Source organism: Pseudomonas sp. MAG002Y, assembly GCF_019400845.1.
Lineage (GTDB): Bacteria > Pseudomonadota > Gammaproteobacteria > Pseudomonadales > Pseudomonadaceae > Chryseomonas > Chryseomonas luteola.
Genome location: NZ_WOEJ01000010.1, coordinates 153,157 through 175,354 on the forward strand (window position 1 = coordinate 153,157; position 22,198 = coordinate 175,354).

Here is a 22,198-nt window from a genome sequence, read left to right on the forward strand (position 1 = left end):
TGCACAAAAATGTATTTATTAAAAAAGATCCATTTTTGTGCATTTAAGTAACACACTGTCTCAAAAGGCCCCAACGTAGTGCATGGCAAGTCGAGCAGAAACACCTAAAACGACTGTGAGAGAATTCCACGATCATCGGATGGAAACCTGCGAATGACTGCTGAAGACTCCGCAAGCTATGAAGATGGGCGGGCCGCCGTTCCCCGTTACGGCATGATCCGGAATGCCCTTCGGGACGCGATACTTGGAGGCCGTGCCGAAGCTGGCCTCGTCCTGGTTGAAGCACCACTAGCCCAACTATTTGGTACGAGTCGGGTGCCGGTTCGTCAGGCCTTAACCATGCTCTATGAGGAAGGGTTACTCTCCCGTTTCGAAGGCCGCGGTTATCTGATCAACCCAAACAATCTTGAACTTGAACCCAAGCGCCTTGCCCTCAGCCGTCAGCTCCTGGGCCTTGAGCCTATCGATACCCGGCCACTCGGAGAGCGGGTATTCGATGACATTTCCGCCTGCGTATCCAAGGCCATGGTATTTGGTCATTACCGGCTCGATGAGCAGGACGCTGCGGATCATCTAGGGGTCAGCCGCAGCGTTGTTCGGGAAGCCCTGATGCGCCTGCGGGATCGTGGCCTGCTAGAAAAGGAGCCCTACTCACAGTGGCTGGCCGGTCCGCTGACAGCACAGGCCATTACCGAGGATTACGAGCTGCGGGCTCTACTGGAACCCGAAGCCTTGCGACAGAACGCTCCAACCCTTACCCGAGCGGCACTTATCGCAATGTTGGAACGTATTCTCAAGGCGCAAGCTCTTCAGGGGGGGCCTTCGCGTCAGGTAATTGAGATCATCGAGCATGATCTACACGGTCAATGCCTGAGTGGAATCCGCAACCGCAAAATGGCCACACTTATTCGGCACAGCCAGAGCCCAATGAACATAGGCCGGATTTTCTATGAAGCTGTCCAGACCGGTGGTAACGAAGCCATGCTGACCGAGCATCGACTGATCATCGAATCCCTGCTACATGGTGCTGTGGACTCAGCGGCCTTGAACCTGCGGGATCACTTGATTCGAGCGCGAGACAGAACGCTTCAACGTCTCAAGGTACTTTCCGTACTTCCAGACCCTGAGTTGCCAGGGTATTTGACTAGACTTAGTTAGCGTTTAATTTCAATGAGTTAACTTGCCAAGTTGACTCTATATCTAACTTTAAGTAAAAGGCTCTTCGGTGCTGGACAGCTAAAAAAGGTCAGCTCAATACTGATCATTTTGAAAAAGTTAATTGCTATAAATCAAGTAATTAATTACTTAATTTAATGTTATTTATTAATATTAAATTAACGTTAAAGCGTGCCTCATATTTTCATCTGAAAAAGCCTCTTAAGGTCAGACAGGATGCTTTGTACGGGGTCAATGCTGAACTGGCTACCGATCCCCAACACACACTTCCAGATCGTGGTCCCGGTATTGGCATCGAGCACTACCATGTCACCGGACATCGAACCGGCATACACCAGACCCGGCGACGAAGCTACCGCCCTAACCCGACAGTCTATTTTGACGTCACCGGATTGGTACCGGTGGCAGGCGCTTGCCAGAGAATCCGGCCAGCGCGGACCACATACCACCCTTTCTGCTTTTCTGGAGATCAGGCGTCACCGTGTGGTTCTGTTCGAGGAGCTATGATCGACACATAGATTTGCGAATTGAGCGGATCTACCGATGAGCTCCACTCGATTCCGCCGATTGTGTCTCCAGGGCCTACCTGTGTTAACCAGAGGGTTTGCCGGTCCTGCATCCAGTACCAGCCTCGGGTTGGCATAATTATCCGGTACCAGGCAGGCCGTTTGAGCGTTATTAGTAGATGCGCCCTAGATACAACAGCACGCTGCGCTCGCCGAATGGCATAGAACCGGCGGCTGAAGGGGCCAACCATCAGCATGCCTCACACGGCAGCGCCGGCAGGCTGTTGGTTGACCCGCCGGTGCCGATACAGGAAAGATCACACCGCGCAGCAGAACAGATTATGTGATGGCGCCAATATGCCAGGGAACGAATTCATTCTGTCCATAACCGTGCTGCTCGCTCTTGCTGCGCTCGCCCGAGGCAATCCTGAGCATTTTTTCGAAAATCTCAGCCCCGGATGCTTCGATGGTCAGCGTACCGGTCGCGATTTCGCCACAGTTGATGTCCATGTCCTCTTCCTGACGCTGCCAGAGAGCATTATTGGTCGAGAGCTTGATCGAGGGCGCCGGTGCGCATCCATAGGCTGAGCCCCGTCCGGTGGTAAAGGCAATAAGATTTGCGCCACCCGCCACCTGCCCGGTAGCGGAAACCGGGTCATAGCCGGGCGTGTCCATGAACACCAGTCCCTGAGCCCTTACCGGCTCGGCATATTCATAGACAGCCATCAAGTTACTTGATCCGGCTTTCGCTACCGCGCCAAGCGATTTTTCCAGAATGGTCGTAAGGCCACCCGCCTTGTTGCCTGCAGACGGGTTGTTGTTCATTTCCGCTCCCGTGCGTCGGCAATACTCTTCCCACCAATGGATGCGCTCGATGAGCTTTTCGCCTACCTCACGGCTGGTAGCCCGACGGGTCAGCAGATGCTCGGCACCATATATTTCCGGTGTTTCGGACAGGATAGCCGTACCACCGCAGGCTACCAATCGGTCCACCGCATTACCCAGGGCCGGATTGGCGGTAATACCGGAGTAGCCATCCGAGCCGCCGCATTGCAGGCCTACTATCAAATGACGGGCACTCACAGGCTGGCGCTCGATGCGATTGGCTTCGTTCAAGAGGTCTTTCACATACGCAATGCCTTTGGCTACGGTCTTGGCCGTACCTCCCGTATCCTGAATGGTGAACGTACGCAGTGTTGCGGTCGTTTCCAGCCCCTGAGCCGCCATCATGCCTTCGATCTGGTTGGTTTCGCAGCCAAGTCCGATCACCATGACCGCCGCGAAATTGGGATGGACGGCATATCCGCCCAGAGTGCGGCGCAAGATGGCCAGAGGTTCGCCTGCTGAATCTACAGCGCAGCCGGAGCTATGCGTCAGCGCGACGACGCCATCCACATTGGGATAAGGCGCCAGGGCGGCCGGATTGATATCCCGCCGAAAATAGTCAGCCACTGCCCGAGCTACAGTCGCCGAGCAATTTACCGAGGTCAGGATACCGATATAGTTGCGCGTCGCTATACGACCATCCGGGCGGACGATACCTTGAAACATCGGCCCCTCGGTGGGAAAGGCCTGCACGTGGGCATCCTCTCCAAAAGCATAATCCCGGGCAAACTCACCCATCGCCAGGTTATGAACATGGACGTGCTCGCCGGGCATAATGGGGATCGTGGCAAAGCCGATGATCTGACCATAGCGGCGCACCGGTTGCCCGCTATCAATCCGGCGCACCGAGAACTTGTGGCCTGCGGGAATGGGCTGACTGAGGGTTACGCGCTCCTCCGCGATGGCAAGCCCTGCCGGCAGCGGCTGTAGCGCCACGAGGACGTCGTCCTGCGGGTGAAGGCGGATCACGGCTTTGGCGGTATCGATACCGCCTGTTTTTATTATCAGTTCCATGGCGTTCTCACGGTAATGTCAATTTTGCAGTAATTGACGCACGGCCAGCTCTACCCCGCGCAACTCTGCCAATCCTTTGAGACGGCCGATCAATGAATAGCCGGGGTTGGTGCGGCGATGCTGATCATCCAGCAGCTGATGACCATGATCGGGCCGCAGGGGAAGTCGGGGGCCATGCTCATGTTCGCGTCGACGCTCTTCCAGAACCAGCTCACGGATCACACCAACCATGTCTGCGTCTCCAGCCAGATGATGCGCTTCGTGAAAGCTGCGCGGATCAGCCTCGCGCTTCACCGAGCGCAGGTGAGTGAAATAGATGCGAGGCGCAAACTGCCGAGCCATGGCAACGAGGTCGTTATCTGCACGCACCCCGTAGGATCCGGTGCAAAAGGTCAACCCGTTGGCCGGACTGGGTGCCGCATCAAGAAGCCATTGGGCGTCCTGTGCGGTAGACACGATACGAGGCAAGCCCAGAAGAGGCCGTGGCGGGTCGTCGGGGTGAATGGCCATGCGTACGCCCGCCTCCTCCGCCACCGGCACAATGGCCTTGAGAAAGTAGCCCAGGTTTTCCCGAAGCTGCTCCGCGTCGATGTCCGCATAGGTCGCAAGCAGTCCTTTGAAATCATCCAGGCTATAGTGCTCTTCAGCGCCTGGCAGACCGGCAATCAAGGTAGCAACGAGCGTATCGCGCCGGGTGTCGTCCAGGTTGTCAAAATAGGTACGGGCCCGCTGGATATCGTCCTCGGTGTAGTCCGCCTCGGCGCCTTCACGCTTGAGGATAAAGAGATCAAACGCGGCAAATGCATCCTGATCAAAGCGTAGTGCCCACCCGCCATCCTCCAGCGGCCATGCGAGGTCCGTACGGGTCCAGTCGAGGATGGGCATGAAGTTATAGCAGACGATGTCGATACCGCACGCCGCGAGATTGCGAAGGCTCTGTTGGTAGTTGCCAATGTAGTCATCGCGGCGGCCACAGCCTCGCTTGATATCCTCGTGAACGGGAATACTTTCCACCACCGACCAGGTCAGTCCAGCTGCCTCGATCATCGCCTTTCGTTCACTGATCGCCTCTACTGTCCAGACTCCCCCGTTGGGAACCTGATGCAAGGCCGTGACGATGCCTGTCGCACCGGTCTGCCGAATGTCGCTCAAGCTGATGGGGTCGTTAGGGCCGAACCAGCGCCAGGTATGCTCCATGACTTCGCTCCTCAGTGATTATTATTGTTCGTCGCTTCTGCGAGCGCCGCGGCAATACCTTGGGTGCTCAGCACACGGTAGGCTTGATGCACGGCCTGCCGGAACCCCTCCTGCTCGGTCAGACTCGCCGGAAAGACGTCCATAAGTCCCAGAAAGGCCTCGACCAGTGCCTCTCCCTGCCGGTGCGCATGCAACTCAGCAAAGGTGTCACGCAGCGGATCATTTACCTCATGCGCCCCTTGGCTGCTCTGCCCGGAGCAGTACTCAATCCAGGCCGCTACGCCAAACGCAATGCAGCTGATTCCGCCTCCCTGAGCAAGCCGTGCTTCCGTGCCGGAGAGCCAGCGCTGGGGCAGCTTTTGCGAGCCGTCCATAGCGATCTGATGCAAACGGTGCTGGAGGCTGTCGTTGCGAAAGCGTGCTATCAGATCATCAGCATAGGCGTTGAGGTCGATTCCTGCCGGCATTTCCAGTGTCGGCATGGCCTCGTCCTTCATGTAATGCCGGACGAGTCTGACCAGTGCAGGATCATTCATGGCGTCATACACCGTGGTATGACCTGCCAGTGCACCTACGTAGGCCAAAAGTGAATGGCTGCCATTGAGCAGGCGTAGTTTCATGGTTTCGAATGGGCGTACATCCGTTACCATCTGCACCCCCTCCTGCTCCCAGTCGGGCCGCCCCTGAGGAAACTGATCCTCTATCACCCACTGGCTGAAGGCTTCGCCAATAACGGCTGCCGGGTCCTCGCAGCCAAGCTGACGCAACGTTTCGAACGAGGCGTCAGTCATGGCAGGAACAATGCGGTCTACCATACTGCAGGGAAACGCGACCTCCTGACTGATCCAGGCGGCCAGTCGTTCATCTTGGGCAGCCGCCAATTGCGTTACCGCCTGCCGTGTTCGCTGGCCGTTGTCCGGCATGTTGTCACAGCACAATACTGTAAAGGGGGCTATCCCACGGGCATGACGGCGGCGCAAGGCCTCTACCAGCAGACCTGGGGCCGTACGCGGCGCATGGGGCGTGCGAATATCATGGGCGATATTGGGGTCATCTACGTGTAGCTGCCCAGTAGCGGGACTCAAGCAGTAGCCTTTTTCCGTCACAGTCAGCGTTACGATGCGTGTCGCCGGGTCGGCCATTCGTTCGAGCAAGGCTTCTTTATCTTCACCGTCTTCGCCGGCATAAAGTACCTCCTGCAGCGCCGCGATTTCCCGCAAGGCAACGTGCTCACTGTCGCGGTATTCGGCCACGTGATAGCGACAACCTTGCGCACTAAGCTGATCGACAAGTACCCGGTTGGACCGAATGTTGGCGCTGCATATACCCCACTCTCCGCCACCATGCCGTGCCAGAGTGCGCTCCAAGTAGACTGCCTGATGCGCACGATGAAACGCACCAAGGCCCAGATGCACGATGCCGATGATCGGCTTTGGATAGGTTGAGGGATACCGCTCGACTTCACGCATGGGAAGGCTCCTTGATTCCTGCCAGAATAACGCCACAGGCTTCCCCCAGCGCTTGAAGGGATTCGATCACCCCTGTCTCAACCGGCACACCCTCACGCGATGCCGCTTCCTGGGCCTGGATTTCCTTGAGTCCCGCGTACCAGACCTGATCGTGCCCTGCGGCAGTCTCCGAGGTGCGCAGGTCTGACAAGAGCTGATCCATGGCTTGGCGAAACTCATCCGCGGGACGGAACAGGTCGATTCGAAAAGCAGCAAAAAAGTGCCCCACTCGCCCCGTACTCCCAGGCGTATCGTGCAGGTGCCTGCCAAACCCATGCCCCGCCAGTGCGCCACAAAGGATGTCGACCATCACGGCAAGACCATAGCCCTTGTGGCCACCAAACTCGGTGCCCGCACCGCCTAATGGGTGCAACCCGCCGCCTGCATAGATGTTCATGCTTTCCAGGAGACTGGGGGCATCATGGGCATCGCCTCCATCCGGTGCCGCAGCCCATCCAGTGGGCAACGGTGTGTTCTGCCGGCCATAGACTTCCAGCTTGCCGCGCGTCACGGCTGTGGTCGACATGTCCAGCACAAAGGCCTTTTCCCTGTCGGCCGGTGCGGCAAAAGCGATCGGGTTGGTGCCAAACATGCATTGTCGGCCATGCGTGGGGACGCCAAGTGCCGCCGTGTTGGTCATGGCGATGCCAATCAAGTCATGGGGCAGCGCCTGCATGGCATACCAGGCGGCAATACCAAAGTGGTTCGAGTCGCGTACGGTCGCGAAACCCGCGCCGTGCTCGCAGGCTTTGGCAATCACGGCATCCATGGCCTGCTGGCTGACCGTGGTACCCATACCACCCTGGGCGTCCAACACCAGCGAGAGCGGCGTTTCATGAACCAGCTTCGGCTTGGCATCTGTCAGGATACTGCCCGCCTTGAGCCCTCGCACATAGCGCGGCAGACGTGCTACGCCATGGGAAGGAATGCCCCGGGCGTCAGAGTTCACCAGCACTCGGGCAGCGAGTTCAGCGTCCGGTGCGGCGAGACCATGAGCTCTAAAGACCTGCTGGCAGAATCCTTCAAGCGCCCCTTGTTCTACACGTGTGTACTGCATCTGCAACTCCTTACGAGGAACGGCCCAGTACTGACGGCGTAGCGACCGATGGCGCCATCTCCGCCTGCACAGGGGCAATAGGCTTGACGAAACGGGCCACACACAGCGCACCCACAACCGTCAAAAGACCTGCCAGGAGGAAGGCACTAGTAAATGCCCCGGTAAACTGGACGATAAAACCGGTCACGGTTGGTCCGACGATGCCGGAGGTGTTGGCCAGGAAGTGCATGAAGCCGCTTACTCCACCGACCCGTGCCGCCGGTACGGTATCCTGGATGATGGCCCAGTAAATGGCGCCGGTCAGATACAGGAAGAATACAGACAGCGCCACCAGCGCTACCGCGCTATACATGGTGGAAACAAGCCCGGCGCAACCGATGCAGACCGCACAGCACAACAGGCACCCCACCAGCACTACCTTGCGCGAGAACATCACCCGGCCGGTTTTCTTGAGCACGAAGTCGGACACGAAGCCACCCAGCGCCAGTCCCAGGCATCCCAGAATCCACGGAATGACGGTCGCGATGCTCATGTCCTTCACGTTCATGCCATGAGCCATGGTCAGGTAGCTTGGGAACCAGGTCAGGAAGAAGTACAGCGTGTAGTTGTAGGTGAAGAAGGCAAACGCCGTAAACAGCACGGTAGGCTGCTTGAGGTAATACCGGAGTGGCTGAGTCGGCACGTTGGCAATCTCGGTGAGCCGTTCACCCTCTTCGATTTCACGTGCTGCCGCACCGTCCGGCTTGGCCTTGATGAACTTGAACCACACCGCCGCCCAAACGAGGCCAATGATCATGATGACGATGAAGGACTCCTTCCAGCCGTAGGTGACGGCAATGATGCCTACCACCGGCCCGGAAATGGCGCCACCCAACGGCGTACCGGCCATGGAAACGCCCAAGACGCGTGCTCGCTTATCGGGCGCGTACCACGTGTTCACCATCTTGCTGGTCGTCACGCTCAGCGGCCCTTCCCCCATGCCAAACAGCACGCGGATCAGGAACAATGAGGCAAAGCCCAGGGCCAGCACCGTCAAGCCACTGAACAGTGACCACAGCACCATGGCTACCAGCAGCGTGGTTTTGGCGCCGTAACGATCTGCCGCCCAGCCGCCGACAAAGTTGAAGGCTGCATACCCTACGAAAAAGCTGCTGAAGATCAGCCCCATCTCGCCGGCATTGAGCCCAAAGTCCTTCTGAATGAACGGAGCCGCCACAGACAATGCCGAGCGATCCAGATAATTGATGACACCCGCCAGAAACAGCATGACGAGTACCAGGCTACGACCTTGACCAAACATGAAAACCTCCCGCTTCTTGTATTTATCGGTGAGGGCGCCCGGGTGGGCGCGTATCGATTGGAAAGACGGCTAAGGCCGTCCGAGTTAACCCGCCACGTGCATCAACTCCACTAACACCTTACGCGTCTGCTCAGGATGGCTTTCGATCAGATCAATGGCCTCAGGCATATCGTCAAAGGCTACGCGATGGCTGATCAGATCCTGCGCATTCAGCTTTCCGGTCGCCATCAGCTCAATCACCCGTGGAAATTTGCGGTTGTTGAGCCGCGATCCTACTAGCGTCAATTCCTTCTTGATCATTTCCAGCTGTACCAGGTCGCTGGGCGCTGCATTGAAACCCAGAAGACCAATCCGCCCGGCGGGTGACGCCAGCCGCACCATTTGAGGCATCAACGCAGGAATACAGGCTGCATCTACAATGAGCGGTACGCCCTCGCCTCCGGTCTGCTCCTTCATGACAGACTCCACATCCTGTGCCTGCCCGTTGATCGTGCGTGTCGCGCCCAACGCCCGGGCTGTTTGCAGGCGCGTATCAATCACATCGGTAACAGTGATGTCGGTAAGTCCCAGGGCGCGCGCCATCTGCACGATGGTCAACCCGATAACGCCAGCGCCATAGACCAGTACAGAGTCGCCTGGCTGAGGTTGCATGCGATCAAGCACGTTCAGCGCGATGGAATACGGCTCCACCAAGGCGGCATGGCTGAGCGGCATCCCCTCTGGCAGTTTGTGAGCGTTCTCCGCTGGCACACTGACGCGCTCGCTGAAACCACCGTCGCGGTGCACGCCAATCACTTGCAAATGGGTACAGACATTAGGACGGCCAATGCGACAGGGGTAGCAGGTGCCGCAACTGATGACCGGATCGACGCACACACGATCGCCAACGCTCAGCGTCTCGACACCCTCGCCGACCTCCTGAACGACACCGGCAAACTCATGTCCGGTCACCCGTGGAAACCGAACGAACGCGTTCTGCCCATGGATGATATGCATGTCCGAACCGCAGATACCCGCATACGCCACGCCTACCACCACCTCACCTGGCGCAGCGACTGGTGTCTCGACCTGGGCCAGACTGAACTCATGGGGAGCCCGTACCTGAAAAGCTTTCATTGTTTGCCACTCCTCTGGATCGACCTAACGGCTGCACCGGCGTTACCCAGCAGCCTCCCTGCATACAATCGGTTCTGTTTGTTCATTGTGCGTACCCGTCTGTTGTTGTCATTGTCGAGCATGACTCACCAGTGCCAGAGCGTGCCGTCTACGAGGCGGTTTACCGGCAGACTGGCACGCTTGTAGGGATAGCGCGCCGCCAGATCTTCATCGATGTCTACGCCATGCCCTGGCGCTTCGCCCGGCGTGAAATGACCATCTTCGAATCGATACGCGTGGGGGAAGACTTCATCGATCCGCTCCTCATGGGGCATGTGCTCCTGGATGCCAAAGTTAGGTACCCAGGTATCGAAGTGCAGTGCCGCTCCCATGCATACCGGTGACAGGTCAGTTGCGCCGTGAAAACCGGTACGCACGTGATACAGCGCCGCCAGATCGGCGATGCGCCGGACATGGGTAATCCCGCCGGCATGTACAAGGGTGGCGCGGATATAGTCGATCAGCTGCTTCTGGATCAGCTCGCGGCAGTCATGAATCGAGTTGAAAACCTCACCCACCGCCAGCGGTGTGGTGGTGTGCTGGCGGATCAGGCGGAAACCTTCCTGATTCTCGGCAGGTGTACAATCTTCCAGCCAGAACAGATTGAATTCCTCTACCGACTTACCCAGACGCCCTGCTTCAATGGGTGTCAGGCGATGGTGCACGTCGTGGAGGATGTGCAGGTCGTCACCGAAGCGTTCACGAACCGCAGCAAACAGCTTGGGGACATACTTGAGGTACTTGGCAGTGTCCCAGACGTGTTCGGCCGGCAGGTCACTGTCTGCCGGCTCGTAGCGCTCACCTTCGCGCTTGGCTACACCATAGGTGGTGGGAATACCGGGAATGCCACATTGGACTCGGACGGCCTTATAGCCCAGCTCTACATGTCGGGCTACCTCATCCAGGCAGGACTCAATGTCCTTGCCAGTAGCGTGCCCGTATACCATCACCTGCTCACGACTTTTGCCGCCAAGCAATTGATACAACGGCATATTGGCGGCCTTGGCCTTGATGTCCCACAACGCCAGGTCAACCGCGGCAATCGCCGTCATGGTGACGGGCCCACGACGCCAGTAGGCACCGCGGTACAGGTACTGCCAGATGTCTTCGATTCGATGAGCATCCCGTCCGATCAAGGCAGGAATAACATGTTCTTCCAGATAGGCGACCACGGCCAGCTCACGGCCATTGAGGGTAGCATCGCCGATTCCGTAAAGACCTTCGTCAGTCACAATCTTGAGAGTGACCAGATTACGACCGGGACAGGTCACGATAACGCGGGCTTCTCTTATCTTCATTGTTCAAGCCTGGGCAGCTAGGGAATACGAAAGCGCGGGCATTGCCGGCATGGCGGGAGGCGGAATCAGGGCGCCTCGGTGCTGAATGACATTGACAGCCAACCGGTGACCCCACCGGGCAGCCTGTTCAGGATTACCGCCCTGCAGACGACAGGCAAGGTATGCTGCGCTGAAGGAGTCACCGGCGGCGGTGGTATCGACCACCTGCTGCGCCTTCTCGCCGGGAATCGTCAGAACCTGCCGTCCGGTATGGATCAGACACGGAGCCTCCCCCCGCTTGAGAACTATTTCAGTAACGCCTGACTGGGCATAGGTACGGAACAAGACCTCAGGTGAAGAGAATCCGAACAGCTCGACATCGTCTTCCCAAGTAATCAACGCAAGGTCGACCAACGCCAGCAATGCCTGGTAGCAGTGCTGCGCCGTAGCGCGATCCGGCCAGAGTCGGGGACGGTAATTATTATCGAACACGATCCGCGTGCCCTGCCTGCGCGCCTCGGCCAATGTCTCGAGAAGCCGTGCACGGCCTTCGGCAGTCAGGACGGCCAGGCTGATGCCACTCAGATAGATCACGTCATAGTCGAGCAAGGCTGCTAGCGTCTGGGCTGATTCATGACCATCGAAGCAGCGTCGGGCGGCCGCCTCACCACGCCAGTAAAGAAACTGCCGCTCGCCGTGCTCATCAGTCTGGATGAAATAAAGACCAGGCAATGCGTCAGGCAGGTGTCGCACATTTTGTGTACCCAGCCCTTCAGCCTGCCAGGTTTGACACATGGCCTCGCTGAACGGGTCTTGACCGATGGCGGTTATATAGTCAACCGAAATGGCCGTGGACTGGCATAGCCGAGCCAGATAGACCGCGGCGTTAAGCGTATCCCCGCCAAATGCCTGAGTAATCGTGCCTACGCTGTCGCGTTGCAGCTCGATCATGCATTCACCAACCAGGGCAACCCGTATCGGAGATGGCAAAGATTTGAAGAGGGTCGTCATAGGAAGCCCCCCTCCCGATTCGTCACATACGCGTCTGCCTGGACGGGCATTAGATACCGCTGTGGAATAGCCTGCATTATCTGGTGCCTTCTTGTTTTTGTAGCGGGGTTCCACGCTTGCGGCCCCTACATCAGCATTATTGAAACGCGGTTTCAATTCCTGTATTGAACCGAGTGTAGCGATTCAACAAGGCACGTCAAGAGAAATGAAACGCTGTTTCGAAATGGAATTCAGATACACTTAACAACGTTCGCAGAGGAGCCCGCATGGATAGTCCCACTACCAATAATGAATCTGTAACCGCGGTTAGCCGGACCATGGCTGTTCTGGAAGCGCTGGGTCAGTGCCCTGAAGAAAGTGGCGTTTCAGAAATTGCGCAAAAGCTGGACATGTCCAAGAGCACCGTCTACCGCTTTCTACAGACCCTTAAATCGCTGGGGTATGTCGTACAGGACAGCGAGGATCGTTATCGCCTCAGCGTGCGGCTGTTCGAACTGGGCAGTAAGGCATTGCCGCATATTGATCTTGTACGTGAAGCCGAGCCCGGCATGCGTACCATCAATGAACTTACGAGCGAAACAGTGCATCTGGGCATTCTCGATGAAGACAATATCGTTTATGTCCACAAGATCGACTCGCGCTACAACCTGCGGATGTACTCGCGGATCGGCTTGCGTGCGCCGCTTTATTGCACAGGCATTGGCAAGGTACTGATGGCCTGGCGCGACGAGCAGGATGTACGCAAGCGCTTGGCGAGCGAGACCTTCCAGCCTCGTACGGCCAATACCCTGTCGAGTCTGGAGGCCTACCTTGAAGAGCTGGCACTTATCCGCGGCCAGGGATACGGTGAGGACAAAGAAGAATTCGAAGAGAATATGCGCTGCCTTGCCGCGCCCATCCATGACCGCTTCGGCCATATCGTTGCTGGAATGAGTGTTTCCTTCCCCTGCTTTCGCTTCAGAGAAGAACTCAAGGACGAATACGTTCAGGAATTACTAAAAACAGCCCAGGTCATTTCGCGCCGCTTGGGTTGCCCCGAAAGCATGTTTAACTAAAGGTTCGACGTGTCTCCGCTGCTACTAGCGAAAGCAGCGGAGAAGTAACAGCGCATTTAGTGTGCAGCCGTCAATCCACGATAAAGCTTGTGGTAGTACCGTAATAGAGATTATCCATCTTCTGACCGGCTACTTCATAACCATTCGCAGGCGTCTGGTAACCACTTGCCAAGATGAACCGACCTTTCTCCTTGGTAGGGACATCGACAACGCCCTGACTATCTGTCTTCAATTTCAGCGCCTGATTTTTTGGATCGAACAGAACCACATCATGTGCGGCAAGCGGCTTGCCTTTGAACAATAATGTAAAGCGGTTACTGTTTGCAGCAGCAGGGACGAGTTCGTAATCCAGCAATGCCTTGGTCTCGGTGCGGCCTGCACGAGCGTGCATCAAGGCGGCTGTATAATGGCCCTGCTCATCCTTCCAAGGTTTCCAGACCTGATCGTTATAACTGCGAACATCCCCCTGCTCGTTTACTGCAGCCTCCAGATGATCTTCACGTGCTACAACCTTTGCCGTTGCATTTCGATCATGGGTGAACACTTGAGTGGTAGGGGCCAGCGCCGCAATGGTCTCGCCGGTTTCCAATACGCCCTCGTCCGGCTCGCCGAGGTAGACACGTATAGGGCCACTTGCATCCCGCTCAAGCCAGAGTTCATGCGCACTTGAATTAAGTACAACGCTACCAAGACCAATACAGAGCAGAGCGTTTCTAAGTATCACCACAGGTTTTCCTTATTGAAGGTTATTGGAAGCGCCCCTTCACCACATTGGCAAAAGAAATTCGCACCGGTTGCACCGCTTTCATGTATCGCGCAGCAGTACATAAAGCATGTAAAGATCACTGATGAGAAGCGTTTTTCCGCCTGCTTGACCTCTTTAGCCCTTACCTCACATCCATCCTATCCCGTTACGTCGATAAAGCCTTATGGCTAATTTGTAATGAGATATTTTCTTTTTTGATACATATTCTCAACTGATATAGATTATCAGGTAGATAGAAAGCCTCCCCCCTCGCGCTATTAGCTGTGGTTGTACTTAAGCGCTTATCTACAAAGGACTTGTATGTACCGCTCTACTGCTTCATCTTGCGCTATCGTTGCCTGCGTGACCCTGCTTGCCTCACCCATAAATGCGGCTGAACAAGAGGCTGCCCTTGAACTGGACGCTACCGAAATCAGCGAGGAATCGCTGGATGAAAGTCCTACAGGGCCGGTGAGTGGATATGTCGCCAATCGCAGCCTTACGGCTACCAAGACCGATGCCTCATTAATCGAGACACCGCAGTCCATTTCGGTCATTACCCGTGATCAGATGCAGGCTCAGGATGCACAGAGCCTTAATCAGATCCTGCGTTACACCGCGGCCGTCATTCCGGAAAGTCGTGGCGCTACCGCTTCGCGCCTGGACCAGTTGACCATTCGGGGGTTTTCACCAGGTAGTTACCTAGACGGGCTGCGCATGCCCGGCAGCCGGGATGCCCTTCCTCAGGAAGATGCCTTTGATCTGGAGCGTGTAGAGGTACTAAGAGGGCCTGCGTCGGTACTCTATGGACAATCCAGCCCGGCAGGCGTGATCAATCTGGTCAGCAAGCGTCCCCTGGATACGCCCTACCATGAAATCGGTGTTCAGATAGGCACGTTTGACAAGAAGCGGACCACGCTGGATTTCAGCGGTCCTCTGGACGACGCAGGAGAGTTTTCCTACCGCCTGCTGGGTCTTTATGACGATGCGGATGGCCAGATCGAACACACCGAAGTACGTCGACAGTCCATTGCACCGTCATTCACCTGGCGCCCCTCGGAGAACACGACCCTTACACTGCTGGGCCATTTCCAGCGGGATCCCAAAGGGGGCTCCTACGGCTCCATTCCCGCTTACGGCTCAGCACTGCATAGTCCAACCGGCAGGCGCATCAAGGTCGACTTTTACGACGGTGACAAGGAGTTTGAAAAGTCTGATCGTGAGTACTACTCGCTCGGGTATCAGTTCGAACATCACTTCAACGATACCTGGACTGTACGGCAAAACGCTCGCTACCTGCGCAGCGAGGGCATTTACCGCAGCTTGTACAATGCATCCGTTCTGGCAGCTGACTACCGCACGATGAGCCGCAGCACCATTGCAACCGATGTAGACATTGACGCCTACGCCCTCGACAACCAACTCCAGGCCAAGTTTGGTACGGGCCCGTTACAGCACACCGTGTTACTGGGTGCTGACTATCAGAACACCAGCAGCGATACCAAGGCCGGTTATGGAAAAGGCAGTAGCCTGGATATCTTCGACCCTGTCTATACCGGTATCGATCGCTATCCTGCCTTCTCGACCGACGCGACTCAGCGCAGTGAGCAGAAAGGTCTCTATCTACAGGATCACCTAAGTTGGGACCGCTGGGTCCTGCTAATGGGAGGACGATACGACTGGGTAGGTACCAGCAATAGCACACTCACCCTCAGCACCGGCAGAAAAGCCAAAAGTTCGCAGTCCAGCGAAGCATTTACAGGACGTCTGGGGCTGGTCTACCTGTTCGATAATGGGTTCGCACCTTATGTAAGCTATGCGGAGTCGTTCGAGCCGCAGTCGGGCACGCTCTATGGCGGCTCGCTCTTTCAGCCATCGGAAGGCAAGCAGTACGAAATCGGAATCAAATACCAACCGCCTGGGAGCAACAGCTTTATCACCATCGCAGCGTTTGATCTTCGCAAGACCAACGTACCGACGCTCGATCCAGACCCAACGCACCTGTGCAACGGCAGTCGGTGCCAGGTACAGGATGGCGAAGTCCAGTCCCGTGGCCTGGAGATTGAAGGCAAAGCCAGCCTGACCAATAATCTGGACATCACTGCCGCCTACGCCTACCTCGACAACCGGATCACAAAATCCAACAACACCACCAACAGAGCCCCTGGGGTGACGGGTGTTGCAAACGGTCCCGAGGTACCCGTGGAAGGCACGACCACTTACGGCCTGCCTCGCCATACCGCTTCCGCCTGGGCCGATTACACTTTTCATGAGGGGCCGGTTAAAGGTCTTGGTGTAGGCGGCGGTGTACGCTACGTCAGCTCCTCTTGGGGCGATGCCGCCAACACGTTAAAAGTATCCGGCTATACGCTGTTTGATGCCGCCATCCACTATGACATCGGCCACATCAATAGCCCTACCGACAACTTGCGGCTGGCGCTGAATGTAACCAACTTGACGGACAAGGAATACATCACCACCTGCTACTCGTATTCGTGGTGCTGGTACGGTTCGCAGCGTACGGCGCAGTTGAGCGCAACGTATCAGTGGTGACAGCTCCGCCGGAGCGAGGTTGAGCATCAAGCAGTGGCGCTAACCTCGCCTCACAATGGGCTATATCTACTTGCGTAGCGATCAGGTCGTTTTGCGGCCTAGCCCCGGCTGGTCGCAATGCGGTACTGCGTGGCCGCCAGACGCGCATCCAGCAGTGCGTGGTGAGGCACCTGCTCTTCAGCAATTGCCTCGGCAAGATCGGGTATCAGGTCATAGCTATTACGGGGCGCGTTACGCACATTGGCAGGCCACTTGCCATAGCGATATGCCAGTTGACTGAAGAACTCCCAATCCCACAGTGGCGCATCACAACACACGATGACCTCTTCATCAAAGCGGGATAGAAACTGCCATAGCGCATCCCTGGCGTCCGGCACGCTCATGCCATACTGCACAGGGTCCAGCTGCGGCAGCACAATCTCAATGACAAAGTCAGAGCAGTCTGCAAGGTCCCAATTCTGCGGCAATTCAACATAGAACTCGGGGCCGTCTGGAACAACCAGCGCCAGCGAAATCAGTCTGGCGTGTGCGGTAAGACTAGTGAACTCTGTATCAAGAAAAGCAAATGGCATTGCGTCACCCCGGGCTGGTGTGTGTCAGTATGCAATTATTTAGTCAGGAGAGGCCGTCGATGTCTGATCACGTTCATTTCTACGAACCCGCCAAGGGCCATGACCTGCCCCACGACCCCTTCAACGCCATTGTCGGACCCCGGCCTATTGGCTGGATTTCCTCTCACGATGAGCAAGGGCAGCTGAACCTAGCGCCGTACAGCTTCTTCAACGCCTTCAACTACGTACCCCCTATTATCGGCTTTTCCAGCATTGGCTATAAGGATAGCGTACGTAATATCGAGCGGACGGGTGAGTTCTGCTGGAACCTTGCGACACGCGCACTGGCGGAACAGATGAACACCAGCTGTGCAGCGGTAGCGCCGGAGGTCAACGAATTTGAGCTGGCCGGGTTGAGCACTGCACCTTCACGCGTTGTTTCAGTGCCGCGCGTGGCCGAAACGCCGGTTTCTTTCGAATGCAAGCTCACCCAACTGATCCAGTTGCAAACCGCGGCCGGTGACAAGGTAGAAAGCTGGCTGGTGCTGGGAGAGGTGGTGGGCGTGCATATCGACAAATCCCTCCTGGTCGATGGGGTCTACCAGACAGCGGCAGCACGGCCCATCCTGCGCGGGGGTGGCCCGGCAGACTATTTCGAGATTACCGAAGCGCAGCTCTTCAAGATGTACCGGCCGAAATAAATACCCAATAATTATTCAGCGCAAACGAAAAACCCCGCGCTTGGCGGGGTTTCGTCGACCTTACTCAACATCCTGTCAAGTTGCCATCCTGGCGTGGTCGTCGTCCTTGAGGTGCGATGAGCGCTTCCTGCGCTGCATTCCGATGTGTGTAGATTACGCAGATGCTGCATGCAGGCCTAGCGCCAACCGACTTCTATCCGTGTAAGCCTTTTGCCATAGGTGCCGTCAGTATGGACTCGCGCTTTGGAGCCACATGGGGAAAGCGCAAGGTAAAGCAAATGTGCCGATGCTCATCCTGCTCGACGCTTGCACTTCCCCCATGCAGACGCATGATGGCTGCTACAATCGCCAGTCCAAGCCCGTTGGATTCCGAGCCATGCCGTGCCGCATCACCTCGGTAGAACCGATCAAACAAGCGCTCCAGCTGACGAGGTTCGAGCATAGGGCAGCTGTTCTCTACCTGGATCCATTGCTCCTGTCCTTTTTGCAGTGTACGGATATGGATAACGGAACCTTTGTCCGCATATCGAATGGCGTTGGCAACCAGATTGCTCAGCGCACGGCGCACCATCAGCGGATCAGCTTCCAATTTCCCGTCGCCTTCAGTGCTGAGCCGCAGCTCGCGCTCTTCGGCCAGCCCTTCGAAATAGTCCGCTACACGCTCCAGCTCGTCCGCGAGCGCCAGGGTTTTGTAATCAAGTACCGCCTGTGCATCATCGGCGCGGGCCAGAAACAGAATGCTCTCCACCATGCGTGAAATACGCTCCAGCTCTTCCAGATTGGAGGCGATCACACTCTGATACTCATCCAGAGAGCGAGGTTGCTGCAACGTAACCTGGCAGATCCCCATCAGCGAACCGATAGGCGTGCGAATCTCGTGGGCAAGGTCCGCTGAAAATTGCACCAGACGCTGATAACCATCTGCCAGCCGATCCAGCATACCGTTGAACGCCGTGGTGAGTTGATCCAGCTCCTTGGGCGTATTGGCGGGCTCGAGTCGACTGTTCAATCGCGCGGGTGTGATTGTTGCAGCATGGGCAGCCATTTCACGAATAGGCAGCAACCCCCTGCGCAGCAACAGATAACCCAGGATAGCCGTCAGCAGAAACGCCAGCACTACAGCGCCCAGGATGCGCTCACGGAACGTATCAAGCATGGCCATCTCCTTGACCAGCAGATGAGCCGCCACGACACGAACCGAGGTATCCCCGGAACGGACTTCAGCTGCCGCTGCGCGCAGGGGAATATTGTTCGGCGCAACGCCACTGCGCAGGTCATCCAGACTCAATGACTCGTCACTGCCGACCATAGGCAAATCCGGCAGTATGGCCTGCTTGGGATTGACCATGACGATAGGCTGCCCCTGCTGGCTGATGATGAAGACATCCTCCTCATTACCCAGCATGTTTTCGAACAGCTGCGGATTGCGCTGCAGATCCGCCAGGTTCAGGTCATACCTCAACAGCTTGCGAAAATGGTCGACCCGCCCAAGTACGGCATAATCACTGCGCTCCAGTAGCGTGTGTTTCAACGAGCCGTACAGATAAACGCCCACGCCGCCTACGGTCAGCATGGCGACAACCGCAAAGGCCAGAGTTGCCCGAAGGGTTAGAGAGGGCTGTCTTCGGATGCGCATGGCCGAGCCTCACAGACGTAGCCAATGCCGCGTACCGTATGAATAAGTTTGATGGGATAGGGTTGATCGATCTTGCTGCGTAGTCGCTTGATGGCCACATCCACCACATTGGTGTCGCTATCGAAATTCATGTCCCACACCTCCGACGCGATCAGAGTACGCGAGAGCACCTCACCTTCACGGCGCAGCAGCAGATGCAACAATGCGAACTCCTTGTTGGTCAGCGTAATCACCTGCTGCTGCCGCGTAACGCGCCGCCTGAGCAGATCCAGCTCCAAATCTGCCAGGTGGTAGTGGTCGACCTCACGGACAACGCCACGCCTGAGCAACGTACGGATGCGCAACACCAGCTCGGTAAACGAAAACGGCTTGACCAGATAGTCATCCGCGCCCAGCTCAAGGCCGCGGATACGGTCCTGCACCTGATCGCGAGCAGTAAGAAACAGGACGGGCACGTCGTGCTTCTTGCGCAGCACCTCCATGATCTGCCAACCGTCGATGCCAGGCAGCATGACGTCCAGAATGATCAGGTCATAATGATGCTCAAGCGCCATGTGCAGACCGTCCGCTCCATGCTGGGCCCAATCCACCGCGTAGCCGGACTCACCCAGCCCTTTCTTCAGGTACTCGCCGGTTTTCGTGTCGTCTTCAATCAGTAATAGGTGCACAGTTGCTCTCCTGCGATCAGTCAATTCTAACGAGCACGACGACGACGGTGGATTACATTTTTGTCATTCGCCCGTCATCTTTATGACCCCTTCCCTGCGCGAGCATGGCTCCTGCAACCTATCCCAGAAGGATTCGCCCATGACCAAGAATCTGTTATCCACTGCCCTAGGTACCTTATTGCTGGGCAGCACGTTGCTTGCCCATGCCGCCACGCCCGCCGGCGCCGCCATGCCTACCGTCAAGCCGGTTCGCGGAACGGTAGATGCCGTGCAATCCAATATGCTGAATCTCACCACTCGCAATGGCCAACACCTGTCGGTTGCATTGACTGACAAGACATCTTATCGCCTGGTCTCTCCGGCCAAACTGGACGCGATCGAGCCCAACAGCTTTGTAGGTTCCGCCGCCATTCCGCAGCCGGACGGCAGCCTCAAGGCACTGGAAGTCACCGTATTTGAAGCTAGCCTGCGGGGTACTGGCGAAGGCCATTACGGATGGGAAAACGCTGATGGCTCTTCCGGTACCATGACCAACGGTACTGTTGGAGAACTCAAGAATGCCAACGGCCGCACCCTGACAGTGCAGTACAAGGGCGGCGAAAAGCAGTTGCATGTGCCTGAAGATGTGCCGATTGCCTATGTAGAACACGGCAAGGCGGACGAACTCAAGCCTGGCACTAAGGTCGTGTTGTTTCCTGATGCTGATGGCAAAACCGCCAAAGGTGTTGCGATCGGTAAAGACGGCTACACCCCACCCATGTAGTCCAGCTGAGGCGCACCGGAGCGGTGCGCCTACCCTCCTATCGGAGATGACCCATGACGCATCCGACTACCACGCGGCGGCTGGTGCATGCCTGGCCGGTACGCCTAACTCACTGGATCAACGCCCTTGCCATGCCCTGCATGTTTTTGAGCGGATGGGGTATCTACAACGCCTCACCGCTATTCAGGTTCGCCTTTCCGAACTGGGCTACCTTGGGCGGCTGGCTGGGCGGTTCCATTGCCTGGCATTTCGCGGTCATGTGGGTCCTAGTGATCAATGGCGCCCTCTATGTGCTGTACAGCCTCGCCAGCCGACACTTTCGTCGGGACTTGTTGCCCATAGGCGTCCAGACCTTTCGCCAGGACCTCATGGATGCGCTGCGCCTTCGGTTAGCCCATCGACTCGGGACGTATAACGCCGTACAGCGGTTGATGTACTGGTTTGTACTGGCCATGGGCGTTCTGGTCGTACTGTCAGGTCTTGCAATATGGAAGCCCGTACAGTTGCAGGCCCTGGCCACTCTGCTCGGTGGATTTGACCGGGCACGCTATGTTCACTTTCTTGCTATGGCTGGGATCGGCGGTTTTGTGATTGTCCACCTTGTCCTCGTCATGCTTGTCCCTCGCACCTTTCTTCCGATGATCACCGGTCGGGCCAAGGAAACGCATCATGAGTGAGCGCAAAACCAGAATTCACCTTGAGCCAGCGCAGCATAAACAAGTGGTTAACCTGCAGCGTCGACTGTTCCTGCGCTCCGGTCTTACCGTTGGCGCCATGGCCATGCTGACCGGCTGTAATCTGCAGGATGGCGATCAGGTAGACAAGGTGCTCTGGGCCCTGTCCCGTTGGAATGATCGGGTTCAGGCCTGGTTGTTTGGCGGCCAGCGTCTGGCGCCGGTCTACCGGGAAGACCAGATCACTCATCCTTTTCCGTTCAACGCCTTTTACCCTGAATACAACGTTCCTGATGTAGACCTGAGCGATTATCGCCTTGAGGTCTCGGGGCTCGTACAAAAGAAGCAGCCCTGGACGCTGGAAGCGCTGCGGCGACTTCCTCAGCGCAGCGACATTACCCGGCTGATCTGTATCGAAGGTTGGAGTGCCATTGGTCAGTGGAGTGGCGTACCGCTCAAGACCTTTCTCGAACACATCGGTGCTGACACCACGGCAAAGTATGTTGCCTTCAAGTGTGCCGACCGCTATTACTCCAGCATCGACATGGCCACTGCCCTTCATCCACAAACCCTTCTGGCACTAGACTTTGGCAAGACACCGTTACCGCCCGACTACGGCTACCCGCTTCGCCTGCGCGTACCCACCAAGCTGGGCTTCAAGAACCCCAAGCATATTGGCGAGCTGTTTGTAACCAACCAATACCCGGGAGGGTACTGGGAAGATCAGGGCTACAATTGGTTCAGCGGTATTTGAAACCCAGCATTC

20 protein-coding genes are annotated in these 22,198 nt (G+C 56.7%); 7 read left to right on the forward strand and 13 right to left on the reverse strand.

Annotated features, from left to right (window positions below; genetic code table 11):
• Positions 1-153 precede the first annotated feature (153 nt).
• Entirely contained in the window at positions 154-1,158 is a 1,005-nt protein-coding gene (locus tag GM154_RS15770) for a GntR family transcriptional regulator (protein ID WP_219652739.1), read from the forward strand.
• Between the two features lie 194 nt (positions 1,159-1,352).
• Here the strand turns inward: GM154_RS15770 and GM154_RS26005 are convergent, their stop codons facing one another.
• The 9 genes from GM154_RS26005 to GM154_RS15815 form a co-directional block, all read right to left on the reverse strand.
• A complete protein-coding gene (locus tag GM154_RS26005) occupies positions 1,353-1,496 on the reverse strand; it encodes a hypothetical protein (RefSeq protein WP_219652740.1) in 144 nt (47 codons plus the stop codon).
• Positions 1,497-2,021: 525 nt separating this feature from the next.
• Complete coding sequence (locus GM154_RS15780) at positions 2,022-3,581, reverse strand: UxaA family hydrolase (RefSeq protein ID WP_219652741.1); 1,560 nt, start codon at positions 3,579-3,581, stop codon at positions 2,022-2,024.
• Positions 3,582-3,599: 18 nt separating this feature from the next.
• Positions 3,600-4,778 carry a mannonate dehydratase gene (gene uxuA, locus GM154_RS15785; RefSeq protein WP_219652742.1) on the reverse strand — a complete coding sequence of 393 codons (1,179 nt, stop codon included), beginning with the start codon at positions 4,776-4,778 and terminating at the stop codon, positions 3,600-3,602.
• Positions 4,779-4,789: 11 nt separating this feature from the next.
• On the reverse strand, positions 4,790-6,247 hold the full coding sequence (locus tag GM154_RS15790) for a mannitol dehydrogenase family protein (protein ID WP_219652743.1): 1,458 nt from the start codon (positions 6,245-6,247) through the stop codon (positions 4,790-4,792).
• The gene (locus GM154_RS15795; RefSeq protein WP_219652744.1) at positions 6,240-7,343 is read right to left on the reverse strand and encodes an Ldh family oxidoreductase; all 1,104 of its coding nucleotides are present in this window, start codon (positions 7,341-7,343) and stop codon (positions 6,240-6,242) included. The genes GM154_RS15790 and GM154_RS15795 overlap by 8 nt, the downstream gene beginning before the upstream one ends.
• A 10-nt stretch (positions 7,344-7,353) precedes the next feature.
• Positions 7,354-8,643 carry an MFS transporter gene (locus tag GM154_RS15800; protein WP_010798287.1) on the reverse strand — a complete coding sequence of 430 codons (1,290 nt, stop codon included), beginning with the start codon at positions 8,641-8,643 and terminating at the stop codon, positions 7,354-7,356.
• 84 nt (positions 8,644-8,727) lie between these two features.
• Positions 8,728-9,759: a Zn-dependent oxidoreductase gene (locus tag GM154_RS15805; RefSeq protein ID WP_074826405.1), complete on the reverse strand. Its 1,032-nt coding sequence runs from the start codon at positions 9,757-9,759 to the stop codon at positions 8,728-8,730.
• 125 nt (positions 9,760-9,884) lie between these two features.
• Positions 9,885-11,096 carry a D-mannonate dehydratase ManD gene (manD, locus tag GM154_RS15810; protein WP_219652745.1) on the reverse strand — a complete coding sequence of 404 codons (1,212 nt, stop codon included), beginning with the start codon at positions 11,094-11,096 and terminating at the stop codon, positions 9,885-9,887.
• 3 nt (positions 11,097-11,099) lie between these two features.
• Entirely contained in the window at positions 11,100-12,086 is a 987-nt protein-coding gene (locus tag GM154_RS15815; RefSeq protein WP_219652746.1) for a sugar kinase, read from the reverse strand.
• Between the two features lie 266 nt (positions 12,087-12,352).
• Here GM154_RS15815 and kdgR point away from each other — a divergent pair, with 266 nt between their 5' ends.
• Positions 12,353-13,141, forward strand: coding sequence for a DNA-binding transcriptional regulator KdgR (gene kdgR / locus GM154_RS15820; RefSeq protein WP_219652747.1), 789 nt, complete (start codon positions 12,353-12,355; stop codon positions 13,139-13,141).
• A 70-nt stretch (positions 13,142-13,211) separates the two neighbouring features.
• On the opposite strand, the gene GM154_RS15825 is transcribed toward kdgR, so the two are convergent.
• Positions 13,212-13,868 (reverse strand): DUF4198 domain-containing protein, encoded by a 657-nt coding sequence (locus GM154_RS15825; protein ID WP_219652748.1) that lies wholly within the window; start codon positions 13,866-13,868, stop codon positions 13,212-13,214.
• 339 nt (positions 13,869-14,207) lie between these two features.
• Here GM154_RS15825 and GM154_RS15830 point away from each other — a divergent pair, with 339 nt between their 5' ends.
• Positions 14,208-16,439, forward strand: coding sequence for a TonB-dependent siderophore receptor (locus GM154_RS15830; protein ID WP_219652749.1), 2,232 nt, complete (start codon positions 14,208-14,210; stop codon positions 16,437-16,439).
• A gap of 98 nt (positions 16,440-16,537) precedes the next feature.
• Here the strand turns inward: GM154_RS15830 and GM154_RS15835 are convergent, their stop codons facing one another.
• Positions 16,538-17,011, reverse strand: a complete 474-nt coding sequence (locus GM154_RS15835; RefSeq protein ID WP_219652750.1) for a 3'-5' exoribonuclease — start codon at positions 17,009-17,011, stop codon at positions 16,538-16,540.
• 59 nt (positions 17,012-17,070) lie between these two features.
• Between GM154_RS15835 and GM154_RS15840 the strand changes: the two genes are divergently transcribed.
• Entirely contained in the window at positions 17,071-17,691 is a 621-nt protein-coding gene (locus GM154_RS15840; RefSeq protein WP_219652751.1) for a flavin reductase family protein, read from the forward strand.
• Between the two features lie 193 nt (positions 17,692-17,884).
• Here GM154_RS15840 and GM154_RS15845 read toward each other — a convergent pair whose 3' ends face one another.
• Both GM154_RS15845 and GM154_RS15850 read right to left on the reverse strand, forming a co-directional pair.
• Complete coding sequence (locus GM154_RS15845) at positions 17,885-19,321, reverse strand: heavy metal sensor histidine kinase (RefSeq protein ID WP_308460614.1); 1,437 nt, start codon at positions 19,319-19,321, stop codon at positions 17,885-17,887.
• Complete coding sequence (locus GM154_RS15850; RefSeq protein WP_150347424.1) at positions 19,300-19,995, reverse strand: heavy metal response regulator transcription factor; 696 nt, start codon at positions 19,993-19,995, stop codon at positions 19,300-19,302. The genes GM154_RS15845 and GM154_RS15850 overlap by 22 nt, the downstream gene beginning before the upstream one ends.
• Positions 19,996-20,134: 139 nt before the next feature.
• On the opposite strand from GM154_RS15850, the gene GM154_RS15855 reads away from it, so the two are divergent.
• The 3 genes from GM154_RS15855 to GM154_RS15865 are packed head-to-tail and all read left to right on the forward strand — an operon-like array spanning position 20,135 to position 22,186.
• Positions 20,135-20,758: a hypothetical protein gene (locus GM154_RS15855; RefSeq protein WP_219652753.1), complete on the forward strand. Its 624-nt coding sequence runs from the start codon at positions 20,135-20,137 to the stop codon at positions 20,756-20,758.
• Between the two features lie 53 nt (positions 20,759-20,811).
• On the forward strand, positions 20,812-21,435 hold the full coding sequence (locus tag GM154_RS15860) for a cytochrome b/b6 domain-containing protein (protein ID WP_219652754.1): 624 nt from the start codon (positions 20,812-20,814) through the stop codon (positions 21,433-21,435).
• Positions 21,428-22,186 carry a molybdopterin-dependent oxidoreductase gene (locus GM154_RS15865; RefSeq protein ID WP_219652755.1) on the forward strand — a complete coding sequence of 253 codons (759 nt, stop codon included), beginning with the start codon at positions 21,428-21,430 and terminating at the stop codon, positions 22,184-22,186. Before GM154_RS15860 ends, GM154_RS15865 begins: the two co-directional genes overlap by 8 nt.
• Positions 22,187-22,198 lie beyond the last annotated feature (12 nt).